This is a genomic window from Nocardioides sp. NPDC057772 (genome assembly GCF_042798075.1).
Taxonomy (GTDB): Bacteria; Actinomycetota; Actinomycetes; order Propionibacteriales; family Nocardioidaceae; genus Nocardioides.
Map to the genome: position 1 here is coordinate 1 of NZ_JBHVKN010000008.1, position 12,141 is coordinate 12,141.

Below are 12,141 nucleotides of genomic sequence, written 5' to 3' on the forward strand. Positions count from 1 at the left end.
CGCCAGAGAAGTGCAGGGATACCCGGTTAACCGGGTATCCCAACTCACCTCCGCCACCACCAACGCCGACGCCCCACGGCCACGGTCTCCTCGCCCAGCTCGGCGGCAGCGGCAGCGAACGAGTCGCGGAGCGAGGGATAGACGAGCTCGATCTCGGGGTGCTCGGCGAGGATCTGGGCGATCCGGCGGGTGAGCCGCTTGCCGACGGTGGCGATGTGCCGGACGACGGCGTCCACCTCGTCCTCCGTGAGCGCCTGCGGGTGGTAGGGCTTCTGCGGCTTCGTACGCAGGAGCTCCCGCATCGGCTCGAGCGAGTCGATGTCGTACCTCAGTGCCAGCGCGTGCAGCTCGTCGTCGGCGACCTTGCGCAGTCGTTCGTAGTCGGCGGGAGGGATCAGGGTGTAGGTCGTCGGCCCGAGGGGGCAGGACTGCAGGTGGATGTCGAGACGCTCCTGGAGCTGCGGCCCGAGCGGGAGCACGTTGAGCGCACGCTTGATCTCGAGCGCGTGCAGCGAGTAGGAGAGGTTGACCTGCCGCAAAGAGAGGTCGCCGAGCTCGGCGGTGTCGATCCGGGCGGTGTCGAACAGGTCGGTGAGCAGGTTGCCGCCGACGAAGAGCTCAGGAAGATAGGGCCGGAGCACGAGCCGGGAGCGCACCGCCTCGGAGTCGAGCGCGCGGTAGAGGTGCTCGTGCCCCAGCCAGCCGCCGTACGCCTCCGGCGCCGGCTCGAACGGGTGGACATGAGGGAGCCGCTTGACCCGCTGGTTGTAGTCGGACTCCAGGAAGGCGAGGGGATCACGGACGTACAGGACGAACCGGGCCTCGGGCGGCATGTGCTCGGCGATCCCGGGCAGCTCGGGGAGGAACGCCTCGGACGACAGCAGCAGCGTGTGACAGCCGCTGGCCTCGAAGTCCGCGAGCGTGCCGGCGATCTCTCGCGGCGAGGCCACGAACAGGTGGCCGGAGCGCTCCATCAGCGACCCGGCGTTGCCGGCGCTGATGCCGTTGCTGTCGACACGGTGCTGGGGGTAGTGGATGCCGGCCCGTGCGAGCTTCTCCACGTTGGTGCTGAAGAACGCCTGGACCGCGGAGGTGCCCGTCTTGGGGAGGCCGGCGTGGATGACGATGGACTTCACTGGGACCGATCGGGTAGGCGTCAGAGTGCCCACCGCGATCGAACAGCCGGTGACGGGCACCGGTCCGCCGGGGATGCCGCAGAGGGCGACCTACACCGTATCGACTCAGATCCTCATGGCAACCCGGCGATACCAGGCCGCGTATCCGGGATAGACGGCCTAGGCCAGGTATCCCAGGCTGCGGATCCTCCCGATCTCGTCGCGCAGCTCGTCGTGGCTGGCGTTGTCCGCGGCCCGTCCGCCGGCGATGTAGTGGCTGTCCTCCGCCGCGGTGCCGTCGTAGACGACCGTGAACCGGTGTCCGACGCCCGCGTTGATGAGCCCGCCGAGGAGCGCCACCGGGTCGGAGCGGTCCTCCAACGACAGCACCCGGGTGGTCTCCGGAACCCGCGGCGCTGCCGCGCCCGGAGCGCCCACGGTGACGACCTGGTCCACGGCGTACGCACCCCGTGCTGCTGCCGCGATCGCGGCCGCCGCGGTGCCCCCTGCCGCGGCACCGACGAGCATCACGTGCGAGCCGGGCTCGACCGCCTCCTCGATGGTCTGCGACGCGGTGGCGATGTAGTCGGAGAGGTCCCCGGAGACGAGCCGTAGGCGTCGGCTGCCGACGTAGGGGCCAGGGAGGTAGGCGATGTAGCGGCCGGGGGCCGCCTTCTGGATCGCGACACCCGACTCGGTCGCCTCGAGGGTGCGGATCAGCTCCTCGATGGTGGCCGGCGTGGAGGCGGTGACCTCGCCGGCGCGGGTCTCCTCCTCGGTGGACGTCAGCGCACCGCCGACGTCGCGCAGTGCGTGTCCGGCGTCGGCCGCGAAGGCGTCGATGCCTGCGGCGCGCCGGGCGCCCGCGGTGGCAGCGGCGGTGTCGTCGCCGCGCGGGTAGTCGGCGGTGAGCAGCGAGCGCAGCTCGAGCGACTCGAGCAGCCCGCCGCCGGTGGCGATGTGGTCCATCAGCTCGGGGTGACCCTGAGCGAGCTCGCCGAGGTAGGCGGTGACGCCCTCACGGTCGAGCGCGTCGGTCTCGATCAGGCCGGCGGACAGCAGCGACCCGCCGAGCTCGACCTCGGGCGCGAGGTAGTCGAGGGCGTTGGCCGCGATCGCACCCAGCGAGCGGCGGGCGGCGGCCTGGAGCTCGTCGATCCAGCGGTAGGTCTGCACCGTCGCGCGCACCGAGACGGCATCGGCGTCGAGAGCCTGACCGAGCCCGAGGATGCCGCCCTTCTCCGAGATCGCGGCGCGGATCTCCTCCTCGGCCGGCTCCCAGGTCTTCGCGGACAGCTCGGCCGAGTCGGTGACGTCGTCGTCGTTCAGGATCTCGGCGCCCAGCTCGGCCCACTCGCGCAGCTGCGCACCGGCGTCGCCGATGGAGCTCGCCAGACCGAGGATCTGCGCGTACTTGTCCTCCGGGCCCGTCGCCGGCGCCACCGAGTCGGGGGCACTGCCGGGGACGGGTCCCAGGCGGTTCGCAGGATCGTTGGCTGCGTTGTTTCCGGCATCGTTCATCGGGCCACCTCCGCGAGAACAGGGGCAAGGTCTGCGGCGAGCTCGGACGGCTCCACGCTGGTGATCAGCAGGGTCAGCTCACCGTCGAGCGACACCGTACGCATCGAACGCCAGCCGTCGTTGACGAGCGTCCAGGAGACCGTGCCGATCAGCGGGTGCTCCGGGTCGGCGGTCGTCGCGACGACGGCGCGCAGGCGGCCGTGGGTCTCGTTGGAGAGGGCCTCGAGGGCGCTCGAGACGACGACGTCGCCGGCGGTCAGCACGGGAACCAGGTCGCCGCGTCCGGTGCGCAGCGCCTCGAAGACGGCATCGGCGGTCGCGAAGGGGACCTCGAGCTGGTCGGGCACCGCCGAGGTCAGCCGGGCGGTGTCGCCCGGCAACGTGGCGATGCGCCCGAGCTCGGTCGCCCAGGCCGCGGAGGGATACCAGGAGAGCTCGAAGACGAGCCCGTCCACGGTGGCGAGCGAGGCGGCCGCCTCGCCCTTCTGCCGGTGCCAGGCGCGGCCACGCAGCCCGTCGACGACGACGTCGAGGTCGATGACGACCTCCGGAGTCGCGAGCAGGCCGAGGGCGCCGGCGATCCCGTCGTCGAGGGTGCCGTCGCCGTCGAGGAGGTCGCGTCGCTGCAGCGAGGCGCTGCCCTCACCGAATCCCGCGACGGCGCGGGCGAGTGCCTCGGCCTCGCTCGCCGAGCGGGTGCGCCCCAACCGGGCGTCGAGCCCCTCCTCGCGGTGCGTCGCGACCTCGAACGGCAGCGGCGCCCCGATGGCCTCGCACGCGTGGGTGAGCTCGGGAAGGGTCAGGCCGACCCGGCGGGGGACTCCCGCCCATGGCTCGGTCGGCGCCGCCGGAGCGGGGCCCAGGTCGATCGTGGTCATCGAAGGGTGACCTCCAGCCAGTCCTTGTGGCCCGGCTCGGGGGCCTCGAATCCGTTGAGCTTGCCGTCGGCGACCAGCGCCTCGGCGCGTGCCTCGGCCTCGGCGATCTGCTCCTTGAACAGGTCGACCTGCTTGAGGTGCTTGGCCAGGGTGTCGGCCGCGCGGTCATGCTGCTCGGCCGCGATGCGCAGCGAGGTGGCTCGCTCCTTCATCCGCCCACGCAGGGACTGGGCCGCCCGACCGTGCCAGGGCACGGCCTCGGCCTGCACCACCAGCTGGTCGGCACTCGCGCGGATGTCGTCCGCCTGCTCGCGCAGACGGTTCACCCGACGACGAATCACGTCGCTGTCGCCGTACATATCCCTCCTTGGGCAGGTCTCTGTGATGGTCCTACCCCGCTGGAGCGGTTTCTAAACGTAAAATCCTGAACTTTCTCAAAATCGCCCGCGAAGCCCTAGCGAACGACGGTGGAGAGGCGGTCGAGGCCCTGCTCGATCTCGGCGGCGGAGCCGGCGAAGGAGAGGCGTACGAAGCGGTGGCCGTCGACAGGATCGAAGTCGACTCCCGGAGCCATCGCGACGCCGGTGCGGTCGAGGACCTCGTGGCACCAGGCCATGGTGTCGTCGGTCCAGCGGCTGACGTCGGCGTAGACGTAGAAGGCGCCGTCGGCCGGGGCCATCTCGGTGACGCCCAGGGAGCGGAGGCCGTCGAGGAGGACGCCGCGGTTGGTCGCGTAGCGGGTCACGTGGCTGTCGAGCTCGGCATAGGCGTCCGGGGTGAACGCCGCGACCGCGGCATGCTGGGCGAGCGCCGGTGGGCAGATGGTGAAGTTGCCGACCAGGACGTCGATCGCGCGCCGCAGATGGGCCGGTGCGAGCAACCAGCCGATGCGCCACCCGGTCATCGAGAAGTACTTCGAGAACGAGCCGAAGACGACGGCATCGCGCGAGGTCTCCCAGGCGCTGCGGCCACGGCTACCGTCCCCGCCGTAGGTCAGGCCGTGGTAGATCTCGTCCGAGATCAGCTGGATCCCGGCCTCCTCGCAGTAGCGCGCCAGCCCGGCGAGCTCCTCCGGCCGCAGCATCGTCCCGGTCGGGTTGGCCGGGCTGGCCACCACCAGCCCCTTCAACCCGACGCGTTCGTGCAGCTCCTGCACCTGCTCGACGGTCGGCTGGAAACGCTCGGCCGCACCGGTCGGGATCTCCACGACCTCACAGCCGAGGGCGGCGAGCACGTTGCGGTAGCAGGGGTAGGACGGCCGTGCCATCGCCACCTTGTCGCCGACGTCGAAGGCCGCCAGGAAGCTGGCCAGGAACCCGCCGCTGGCGCCGGTCGTGACGATCACGTCGTCAGGGGAGACGTCGATGCCGTGCCAGGACCGGTGATGTCCGGCGATCGCCTGCCGCAGCTCCAGGATCCCGGTCGCCGGCGTGTAGCCCAGCGGATCACCGCTCTGCAGCAGCCGGATCGCCTCGGAGCTGACGGCCTGCGGCGCTCCCGTGGACGGCTGCCCCGAGGTGAGCGAGATGAGATCGGCGTACGTCCGTTGCCGCTGCGCCGCTCGCTCGAGCATGTCCATCACGTGAAAAGGAGGCACGTTCGCGCGTTGGGCGGCAGTCAGACGGTCCATAGGGGCAAACATTAGGATGCAGTCCCAGAGGTCGGAGGGGGGCCCGACGCACATGAGCTTTGATGTCCATCAGCTCGACATGTTCGTACTGATCGGCTCCCTGGTCACGCTCCTGGCGATCCTGGCGGTGCGGGTCTCGACGAAGGCGGGCCTGCCGTCACTGCTGATCTACCTGCTGATGGGGGTCCTGCTCGGCGAGTCGGTGCTCGGGATCCGGTTCGACGACGCCGCTGTCGCGCACGCGATCGGCTTCGGGGCGCTGGCGCTGATCCTGGCCGAAGGTGGTCTGACGACGTCGTGGAAGGACGTACGTCCCTCCTTCGGCCTCGGCCTGATGCTGGCCACGGTCGGCGTGGTGGTCTCGATCGGGATCGTCGCCGTGGGCGCGCACTATCTGCTCGGGCTTCCATGGCAGCTCGCGTTCCTGCTGGGAGCGGTGACGTCGCCGACCGACGCGGCGGCGGTGTTCTCGGTGCTACGGGTGGTGCCGCTGCCCAAGCGCCTGACCGGCGTCCTCGAGGCGGAGTCGGGGCTCAACGACGCCCCGACCGTGGTGATCGTGACGCTCATCGCCAGCGGTGCGATCGGCGAGAACCATCCGGTCGTCGTGGCCGGGATCGTGGTCGGCGAGCTGCTGCTGGGCATCGTGATCGGCCTGATCGTCGGGTTCGGCGGTGCGTGGCTGATGCGCAGGGCCGCGCTGCCCTCCGCCGGTCTCTACCCGCTGGCCGTGCTGACGCTGGCCTTCCTCGCCTATGGCGGCTCGTCCTGGCTGCACGGGTCCGGGTTCGCGGCGATCTACGTGGCCGCACTCGTGCTCGGCAACACCGACCTGCCCCACCGCGGCGCCACCAGATCGTTCGCCGAAGGCGTGGCCTGGCTGGCCCAGATCGGGCTCTTCGTGATGCTGGGGCTGCTGCTCTCCCCGGGACGTATCGACCTCGAGACGATCGGCCTCGCCCTTGCCGCCGGATTGATCCTGACCTTCCTCGCCCGGCCGGCATCGGTGCTGGTCAGCACGCTGGTGTCCCGGATGTCGTGGCGCGAGACGGCGTTCGTCTCCTGGGCGGGGCTGCGCGGTGCCGTGCCGGTCGTGCTCACCACGATCCCGCTGGCCGAGGGCGTCGACGGCGCCGAGGAGCTCTTCGACCTGGTCTTCGTGATGGTGGTCGTCTACACGCTGCTGACCGGTCCGACGCTTCCCTGGGTCGCGCGGGTGCTCTCGGTCGCCCGCCCCAACGACCCGCGATCCCTCGACCTGGACGTCGCGCCGCTGGAGCAGATCGCGGCCGACCTGATCCAGCTCCGGATCCCGCGCGAGTCGCGGCTCCACGGTGTCGAGGTCGGTGAGCTCCGCCTGCCCACGGGCTCGTCGGTGTCGCTGCTGATCCGCGACGGACAGACCCTGGTGCCGGAGAGCACCACCGTGCTCCGCGCCCGCGATGTCGTCTTGGTCGTCGTGCCCCGGCACCTGCGTGAACAGGCCGAACGTCGCCTCGAGATGGTCAGCAGGAAGGGCCGCCTGGCCGGCTGGCTGCGCTGATGAGGACGCCCCCTACTCCACGGGAGGGCTGCAGATCGTGGCGTCGGCCTTGGCCGTGATGGTCTTGTCGCCGCCGCCGACGTCGGGGAAGTTCTCGCCGGTGACCACGATGATGCCGGGGATGTCGGTCTTCTTCTCGACGATCTTCGCGTCGCCGAGCCAGCTCGCGACGAGGGCAGCGGAGGGGGCGTCCTTGTCGGGTGTCCACACCTCGACGGTCCTCAGCTTGGTGCCGCTGGGAGCGTTGCCGGTCCGACCCTTGACGAAGCCCTCGTCGACGAGGTCCGTCATCGCCCGGGTGGCGAGCCCGGCGCGGGTGCTCGCGTTGAGCACGGAGACGACCACCTGCGAGGGGTAGACCTCGGAGCCCTTCTTGACCGGAGTGTCCACGCACGGCCCGACATCCACCTTCTGCGGGAAGGGCGCGGTCATCGCCTTCCATCCCCACGCGCCGGCCAGCGCGACCGCGGCCGCGAGGACGGCGAGGATGATGAACGTACGAAGTCCCGTGAGGGCCGAATCGAGCATGATGCCGAGCCTAACCGCTCGGAGAGATCAGCCGAGGGTGTGCACGCGGGCGTGGAGCACGTTGCGCTGCTGGAGCGCCGCGCGGAGCGCCCGGTGGAGCCCGTCCTCGAGGTAGAGCTCGCCGTTCCACTCCACGACATGGGCGAAGAGGTCGCCGAAGAATGTCGAGTCCTCGTTGAGCAGAGCGACCAGCTGGAGGGTGTCCTTCGTGGTCACCAGCTCGTCGAGACGGACCGTCCGAGGAGGCAGCGCAGCCCACCCCTTGGTCGTCAGACCATGGTCAGGGTAGGGGCGAGAATCGCCGACACGCTTGAAGATCACCCTCGTGACTGTATCGCCCCGCGACCAAATACCAACATAGAGTCCTCGTCATGACGGATGCTGCTGCTCTCTCAGAAGCGGTCGGGCCCGGCTACCAATTCGAGGGTTCGGCCCTCGAGCTCGGGGGGCTGATGGCGGACGCTGAGACGTTGACGGAGACGCCGATCCGCATTCCTTTGGGGATGCTGAACAGGCATGGCCTGGTCGCCGGTGCGACCGGCACAGGAAAGACGAAGACCCTGCAGCTGCTGGCCGAGCAGCTCTCCGCAGCCGGGGTCCCGGTGTTCGCCGCTGACATCAAGGGTGACCTCTCCGGTCTCTCCGCGCCGGGTGAGTCGAGCGAGAAGCTGACCGCACGAGCGGCCTCCGTCGGACAGGACTGGCAGGGCCGCGGGTTCCCGGTCGAATACTTCGCCCTCGGCGGCGAGGGCACCGGCATCCCGGTCCGGGTGACGGTCGACGCCTTCGGGCCGACTCTCCTCTCCAAGGTGTTGGGCCTCAACGAGACACAGGAGTCCTCGCTCGGCCTCGTCTTCCACTACGCCGAGAAGGCCGGTCTGAAGCTGGTCGGGCTCGATGACCTGCGGGCGGTCCTGCAGTGGCTGGTCTCCGACGAGGGCAAGGCCGATCTCAAGGGCCTGGGCGGCCTCTCGTCCGCGACGACGGGGGTGATCCTGCGTACGCTCATCGCCTTCGCCGACCAGGGCGCGGACGAGTTCTTCGGCGAGCCGGCCTTCGCGGTCACGGATTTCGTACGCAACGACGGCGACGCCGGGATCATCTCGCTGCTCGAGCTCCCCAACCTGCAGGACCGACCGGCGATCTTCTCGACCTTCCTGATGTGGCTGCTCGCCGAGCTCTTCCGGGCGCTTCCCGAGGTCGGTGACGCCGACAAGCCGAAGCTCGTCTTCTTCTTCGACGAGGCCCACCTGCTCTTCAACGACGCCTCGGACGCGTTCCTCGACCAGATCACCAACACGGTCCGGCTGATCCGGTCCAAGGGCGTGGGCGTCTTCTTCGTGACCCAGAAGCCGACCGACGTACCCGAGGACGTGCTCGGTCAGCTCGGCTCGCGCATCCAGCACCAGCTCCGGGTCGCGACGCCCAACGACGCCAAGGCGCTCAAGGCGAGCGTCAACACCTACCCGACCTCCTCCTACGACGACCTCGGCGCGGTCATCCAGACGCTCGGTATCGGTGAGGCGATCGTGACCGTCATGAACGAGCGCGGTGCGCCGACGCCGGTCGCCTGGACCCGGCTGCGCGCGCCCGAGTCACTGATGGGCCCGGCGGAGGCGGCGGCGATGGAGGCTGCGGTGGCGTCCTCGCCGCTGGCGCCGAAGTACTCCACGGCCGTCGAGGTCGAGTCCGCCGCCGACCAGATCGCGGTGAAGACGGAGGCCGCGGCGGCTGCGGCGAAAGCCGCCGAGCAGGCCGAGGCCGAGGAGAAGGCGGCCAAGAAGGCCGCCGCGAAGAAGCCCTCGGGTTCGCGATCTCGGTCGCGGGACGATGACGACTCGATGATCGAGACGGTGGTGAAGTCGACCGCGTTCAAGCAGGCCGCGCGCACGGCAGCCAGGGAGCTCGTCAAGGGACTCTTCAAGCGCCGCTGAGCCCGCGCCCCTGCTGATCGATCAGCCTGATTGGCTCGGGCATGGGCGGAATCTTTATCGTCTGCTCATGCCCGACCTGCTTCTCCGGAACGTACGCATCGTTCCGCTCTCACCTCGGGCAGCCGTGCCCACCGGAGTGGTCGACGTCCTCGTCACCGACGGTCTCGTGTCGGCGGTCGGAGAGAGCCTGTCCCGGCCGGCCGGCGTCGAGGCGTACGACGCGGGTGGCCGCTGGCTCGTGCCGGGACTGTGGGACGCCCACACCCACCTCGGCCAGTGGACGCTGCGGGCCAGCAGGCTCGATCTGCACGGCACCCGCTCGCCGGCGGAGGCGCTGGCTCGGGTGGCTGCGGCGGCGAGCACGCTCGACGGTGAGCCGGGCGAGGCAATCGTCGGGATGGGCCACTCGGCCGGCACCTGGGACCGCTGGGGCACCGTCTCCGAGCTCGACTCGGTCACCGGCAGCACGCCCGCGATCCTGGTCAACCACGACTTCCACCACGCCTGGTTGAACACCGCCGCCCTCGACGCCCTCGACCTGCCGCGCCGCGAGGACATGGTGCAGGAGACGGAGTGGTACCAGGCCTACCCGCGGGTCGCGGAGCTCTTCGAGAGCAACGGCAGCACCCCGGCGGCCTACCGCCGGATGCTGACCCGGACCGCCGCGCTCGGTGTGGTCGGGATGACCGACTTCGAGGTCGGTCTCCGGCTCGACGACTGGCGCTCGCGATGGGCTGCCGGCTGCGACCTGGTCCGGATCAGGGTCGCGACGTACGCCGACCAGCTCGACGAGGCGATCGCCTCCGGTCTGCACACCGGTGACCCGCTGATCGCGGGCGAGGACCGACTGACGATGGGGCCGCTGAAGATCATCAGCGACGGCTCCCTCGGCACGCGCACGGCCTGGTGCTGCGACCCCTACGCCGACGACCCGGACAGCTGCGGGGCGCCCAACCAGTCGCCCGACGAGCTGAAGGGTCTCCTCGGGAAGGCTCACGCGGCCGGGCTCGAGGTGGCCACCCACGCGATCGGTGACCGCGCTGTTTCCGAGGCGCTGGCGGCGTACGCGGCCACGGGGGCGCGCGGGAGCATCGAGCACGCGCAGCTCGTACGGCGTGAGGATCTGCCGCTGATGGCCCGGCTCGGGATCACCGCCTCTGTGCAGCCGGCGCACATCCTCGACGACCGCGAGATGACCGAGGACGTCTGGCCGGGGCGGGAGGAGCGCTGCTTCGCGACCCGCTGGATGCTCGAGGAGGGCGTACGCCTCGCGCTGGGGTCGGATGCTCCGGTCGCGCCGCTCGACCCGTGGCTGGCCATCGCCGCCGCGGTCGGTCGCTCACGCGACGGGAAGGAACCCTGGCACCCGGAGCAGGCGCTGACCGCCCAGGAGGCGCTCGCCGCGTCGGTCGACGGTCAGCCCACGGTCGCGCCCGGATCCCGCGGCGACCTGGCCGTGCTCGAGGTCGACCCGCTCCGCGCCTCGGTCGAGGAGCTCGCGGCCATCGCCCACGGGGGCGTCACGGCGACCGTGGTCGGCGGGCGGATCGTCCACCGAAGGTGAGGGTGTAGGTCTCGACCCGCTTCGCGGGTTCGCAAGCTCATCCGCTGCGCTCGCTCGACCTCCTCGCGTTGGCCCGGAGCAAGCTCCGTGCCCGGCTCGGAAATCGCGAAGGCCCGGCCATCGTCGGCCGGGCCTCACGCAACGGGATCGTGGATCCCCCCAATCAGTTGCCGGTCACGCGGACCAGCGCACCGAGTCGTCGACGAAGTCGGCGAACACGTGAACACCGCGCAGGTCCTGTCGCTCGTCCATGAGCTTGGTCAGGGCGCTGGCGTGCCGGAACTTGAGGCTGCGCTGCTTGGCGATGCTGGTCGCCTCAGGCTCGGTCGCGGTGAGTGTTTCCATCGAGGTCCCCCCTACAACGGATAGATGGTGTGCATCGTGGTTTGTCGTGCTCATCAAGCATCCCGCGCGCAGGTCGCGTGCAGGTTGTTTGAACGTTACAAGCCGGTTTCGGTAAAAGAAATGGCTGACGATGCCTGTCGCGGTATCTGCCGGGCGATAGGGCCGAATCTCGCTAGACAAAGATGACGGAACGGTCAGTCGGCGGGGGTCTTCAGCGTGTCGACGGCCTTGCGGGCGTGCTCGAGGAGACGCAGCGCCGCGCTCGCGTCGGGCAGGTTCGGCTCCGGGGACCAGAGCTGGTCGGCATCGCCGACCGGGCCGGCGCCGTCGATGATCGGGTCGAGGTCGGTCACCAGCGCTCCCTTCGACGGGTCGCCGGCGAGCGCCGAGCGGATCGCCTCGGTGTCGATCGGCGAGTCCGAGGCGATCAACGTGGCGTTGCCGAACCGCGCGCCCGCGAGCGCGGACCCCTGCACGATCATCGCGACATGCTCGAAGGCCGTACGCAGCGTCGCGAGCTCGCGACGGGTGAACAGCAGCTCGGGGCCGGCGACGGAGTTCAGGATCAGTCGTCCGCCCTCGCGCAGCGCGCTGCGTGCCGCGGTCATGCACTCCAGCGACGTGAACGCCGGCGGGATCCGATTGCCGACGAAGATGTCGATGACGACGGCGTCGAGCTCCGCTCCGGGGTGAGCCTCGAGCCATGAGCGTGCCTCGGCGGTCTCCATGGTGATCCCGGCGGGCAGGGGGAACCGTGACCTGGTGAGCTCGACCAGGGCGGGCTCCAGCTCCACGACCGTCTGCCGGGCCGAGGGCCACCGGTGGGCGACCGCACGGGGGAGTGCGAGCAGGGCACCGCCGAGGTGAGCGACCGTCTGCGGCGCCTGGTCTCCGAGTGCCGCGAGCATCCACCGGATCGAGGCGAGCTTCGGCGGCTGCGCGGCGTCACCGAGATGGGACTGCGCGACGCCGTTGATGTCGATGACCCAGCCGTCCTCCTTGCGTACGAGGTCGGCGGTGCTGCCGTCGGAGAAGACGATGCGCTCGCGGCTTCCGGATGGCCCGGCGGGTGTTGACATACGT

General features: G+C 70.3%; 12 protein-coding genes. 3 read left to right on the forward strand and 9 right to left on the reverse strand.

The genetic code is table 11. The features are described from left to right. Positions 1 to 44 precede the first annotated feature (44 nt). The 5 genes from ACFVJS_RS02885 to ACFVJS_RS02905 form a co-directional block, all read right to left on the reverse strand. A complete protein-coding gene (locus ACFVJS_RS02885) occupies positions 45 to 1,136 on the reverse strand; it encodes a hypothetical protein (RefSeq protein WP_378877287.1) in 1,092 nt (363 codons plus the stop codon). A gap of 159 nt (positions 1,137 to 1,295) precedes the next feature. Continuing rightward, positions 1,296 to 2,636 (reverse strand): hypothetical protein, encoded by a 1,341-nt coding sequence (locus tag ACFVJS_RS02890; RefSeq protein WP_378877288.1) that lies wholly within the window; start codon positions 2,634 to 2,636, stop codon positions 1,296 to 1,298. Further along, positions 2,633 to 3,514 carry a hypothetical protein gene (locus ACFVJS_RS02895; protein ID WP_378877289.1) on the reverse strand — a complete coding sequence of 294 codons (882 nt, stop codon included), beginning with the start codon at positions 3,512 to 3,514 and terminating at the stop codon, positions 2,633 to 2,635. Before ACFVJS_RS02895 ends, ACFVJS_RS02890 begins: the two co-directional genes overlap by 4 nt. Beyond that, entirely contained in the window at positions 3,511 to 3,873 is a 363-nt protein-coding gene (locus tag ACFVJS_RS02900; protein WP_378877290.1) for a hypothetical protein, read from the reverse strand. Before ACFVJS_RS02900 ends, ACFVJS_RS02895 begins: the two co-directional genes overlap by 4 nt. A 95-nt stretch (positions 3,874 to 3,968) precedes the next feature. Next, positions 3,969 to 5,087, reverse strand: coding sequence for an aminotransferase class I/II-fold pyridoxal phosphate-dependent enzyme (locus ACFVJS_RS02905; RefSeq protein ID WP_378877291.1), 1,119 nt, complete (start codon positions 5,085 to 5,087; stop codon positions 3,969 to 3,971). A 109-nt stretch (positions 5,088 to 5,196) separates the two neighbouring features. On the opposite strand from ACFVJS_RS02905, the gene ACFVJS_RS02910 reads away from it, so the two are divergent. Then, positions 5,197 to 6,687 (forward strand): potassium/proton antiporter, encoded by a 1,491-nt coding sequence (locus tag ACFVJS_RS02910; RefSeq protein ID WP_378877292.1) that lies wholly within the window; start codon positions 5,197 to 5,199, stop codon positions 6,685 to 6,687. A 12-nt stretch (positions 6,688 to 6,699) separates the two neighbouring features. On the opposite strand, the gene ACFVJS_RS02915 is transcribed toward ACFVJS_RS02910, so the two are convergent. After that, entirely contained in the window at positions 6,700 to 7,215 is a 516-nt protein-coding gene (locus tag ACFVJS_RS02915; protein WP_378877293.1) for a LytR C-terminal domain-containing protein, read from the reverse strand. Between the two features lie 27 nt (positions 7,216 to 7,242). Continuing rightward, complete coding sequence (locus ACFVJS_RS02920; RefSeq protein ID WP_008356154.1) at positions 7,243 to 7,536, reverse strand: type II toxin-antitoxin system VapB family antitoxin; 294 nt, start codon at positions 7,534 to 7,536, stop codon at positions 7,243 to 7,245. Between the two features lie 50 nt (positions 7,537 to 7,586). Between ACFVJS_RS02920 and ACFVJS_RS02925 the strand changes: the two genes are divergently transcribed. Next, positions 7,587 to 9,149, forward strand: a complete 1,563-nt coding sequence (locus ACFVJS_RS02925; RefSeq protein WP_378877294.1) for a helicase HerA-like domain-containing protein — start codon at positions 7,587 to 7,589, stop codon at positions 9,147 to 9,149. 67 nt (positions 9,150 to 9,216) lie between these two features. Continuing rightward, positions 9,217 to 10,713 (forward strand): amidohydrolase, encoded by a 1,497-nt coding sequence (locus tag ACFVJS_RS02930; protein WP_378877296.1) that lies wholly within the window; start codon positions 9,217 to 9,219, stop codon positions 10,711 to 10,713. Positions 10,714 to 10,887: 174 nt separating this feature from the next. Here ACFVJS_RS02930 and ACFVJS_RS02935 read toward each other — a convergent pair whose 3' ends face one another. Beyond that, complete coding sequence (locus ACFVJS_RS02935; protein WP_378877298.1) at positions 10,888 to 11,058, reverse strand: hypothetical protein; 171 nt, start codon at positions 11,056 to 11,058, stop codon at positions 10,888 to 10,890. 194 nt (positions 11,059 to 11,252) lie between these two features. Next, positions 11,253 to 12,137, reverse strand: coding sequence for a spermidine synthase (locus ACFVJS_RS02940; RefSeq protein ID WP_378877300.1), 885 nt, complete (start codon positions 12,135 to 12,137; stop codon positions 11,253 to 11,255). Between the last annotated feature and the right edge of the window lie 4 nt (positions 12,138 to 12,141).

Excerpts from the sequence above, each read along its gene's own strand:
- ACFVJS_RS02890 (WP_378877288.1), bottom strand. The coding sequence starts at position 2,636 with ATGAACGATGCCGGAAACAACGCAGCCAACGATCCTGCGAACCGCCTG.
- ACFVJS_RS02895 (WP_378877289.1), bottom strand. The coding sequence starts at position 3,514 with ATGACCACGATCGACCTGGGCCCCGCTCCGGCGGCGCCGACCGAGCCA.
- ACFVJS_RS02900 (WP_378877290.1), bottom strand. The coding sequence starts at position 3,873 with ATGTACGGCGACAGCGACGTGATTCGTCGTCGGGTGAACCGTCTGCGC.
- ACFVJS_RS02905 (WP_378877291.1), bottom strand. The coding sequence starts at position 5,087 with ATGCTCGAGCGAGCGGCGCAGCGGCAACGGACGTACGCCGATCTCATC.
- ACFVJS_RS02910 (WP_378877292.1), top strand. The coding sequence starts at position 5,197 with ATGAGCTTTGATGTCCATCAGCTCGACATGTTCGTACTGATCGGCTCC.
- ACFVJS_RS02915 (WP_378877293.1), bottom strand. The coding sequence starts at position 7,215 with ATGCTCGATTCGGCCCTCACGGGACTTCGTACGTTCATCATCCTCGCC.
- ACFVJS_RS02925 (WP_378877294.1), top strand. The coding sequence starts at position 7,587 with ATGACGGATGCTGCTGCTCTCTCAGAAGCGGTCGGGCCCGGCTACCAA.
- ACFVJS_RS02930 (WP_378877296.1), top strand. The coding sequence starts at position 9,217 with ATGCCCGACCTGCTTCTCCGGAACGTACGCATCGTTCCGCTCTCACCT.
- ACFVJS_RS02935 (WP_378877298.1), bottom strand. The coding sequence starts at position 11,058 with ATGGAAACACTCACCGCGACCGAGCCTGAGGCGACCAGCATCGCCAAG.
- ACFVJS_RS02940 (WP_378877300.1), bottom strand. The coding sequence starts at position 12,137 with ATGTCAACACCCGCCGGGCCATCCGGAAGCCGCGAGCGCATCGTCTTC.